This is a genomic window from Rhizobacter sp. P3_B12, assembly GCF_056402895.1.
Map to the genome: position 1 here is coordinate 1 of NZ_JBFUGN010001236.1, position 1,550 is coordinate 1,550.

Sequence of the window (1,550 nt, forward strand, 5' to 3'; positions counted from 1 at the left end):
CTGCAGTGTGGTCGCTGTCTGACACCCCCGAGGAATAGGCACGCTATTGCCCGCTTATCGTTGGCTGGCCGGGCGGCCTGTCTCGCAGAATGCGTTTTCAGGGACACACCAGCGAGACCTCCATGAACTCTGACTCCATCGACCGTTCCTGGCGCGCACTGCCGGCGCTGCGCCTGCCGCTGTCGGGCTTCCTGGAAGAGCGGGGGCAGGGGGTCGACAACCTGCTGGCCACGCTGGTGCGCCGCATCACCGGCGGCAACCTCGCCTACCTGGGCGTGCCGGCCGACCTGGTGTACCGGCTCGCCTGCCTGTGCAGCCGCTGGTCGCCCGACCTGCAGGAATTCATCGCGCAGGTGCTGGAGCGCAGCGGCAACCTCGATCACTTCCTGACGCAGCCGGCCGCGATCGACCACCATGCCGACATGTACGGCCTGCTCGAAGCCAGCATCACCGCGGCCGAGTTCGCGATGAACGCCGACCACGACGCGCGCAGCCGCAAGCCGCTGCCGCCGATCGTCTCGGAGCTGCAGCAGATCTGCTCTGCCACCGCCTTCCTGTTCGATCTCGGCAAGGTGTTCAGCGAACACCCGGGCCAGGATTTGCCGCGCAGTGCGCGCCGCCAGTTGCAGCCGCATGCCGACCTGTCGCGCTGCTGGCGCAGCAGCTGGACCACGCTGGCGCGCCGCAACCCGATCCTCGCCGCCTGGCTCGACCAGGTGGCCGGCCGCCGCTCCGGCGCGACCGCCGCGGTGCGCGCCGCGCGCGCGCTGACGCACAACGCGGTGCGGGCGAGCTGGCGCAGCGACAGCCAGTTGTTGCCGGTCTGACATCCCCATGCAGGCATGCGGCTTGCCGCCGTTCGGGCATCGACCCGAACGGAGTGCAGCATGCCCACCAAGACCGCCCGCAAGACTTCCCGGACCGACCGACCGCGAGCCGACGAGGGCGATGCGGTCGCGGTGAAGCACCGTCGCATCCAGGCCGCGCAGGACAGCGCCGACGCGAAGAAGGCCTCCACCGACCAGCAGAAGAGCAAGACGCCCGTGCAGGCCGGTGCCCGCGAGCAACCGGCCCAACTGCCCGCGCAGCACATCGACAAGCCGGGGCTGGAAGCCGAACTCGAGCTGAAGCCCAAGTTCCTCGCACCGTACTACGAGGGCAGCCACAAGCTGCAGGATGCCGCGGCGCTGATCACCGGCGGCGATTCCGGCATCGGCCGCGCGGTGGCGGTGCTGTTCGCGCGCGAAGGCGCCGATGTCGCGATCGTCTACCTGAACGAGCATGAAGACGCCGAGGAGACGAAGCGCTGCGTCGAGGCCGAAGGCGGCCGCTGCGTGCTGATCCCCGGCGACGTGCGCGACCCGGCGTTCTGCCGCGCTGCGGTGGCCCGGGCGGTGAAGGCCTTCGGCAAGCTCGACGTGCTGGTCAACAACGCCGCGTTCCAGGAGCATGCCGATGCGATCGAGGACATCACCGACGAGCGCTTCGACGAGACGCTGCGCACCAACGTCTACGGCTACTTCCACATGGCCCGCGCCGCGCTGCCGCAC

The 1,550-nt window shown here is 69.7% G+C and carries 2 protein-coding genes; both read left to right on the forward strand.

The features are described from left to right. The first annotated feature begins 122 nt into the window (after positions 1–122). On the forward strand, positions 123–827 hold the full coding sequence (locus tag AC1D01_RS34110) for a hypothetical protein (RefSeq protein ID WP_477873890.1): 705 nt from the start codon (positions 123–125) through the stop codon (positions 825–827). 60 nt (positions 828–887) lie between these two features. Then, positions 888–1,550: SDR family NAD(P)-dependent oxidoreductase (locus AC1D01_RS34115; protein WP_477873891.1), on the forward strand; the 663-nt coding region annotated here is incomplete at its 3' end.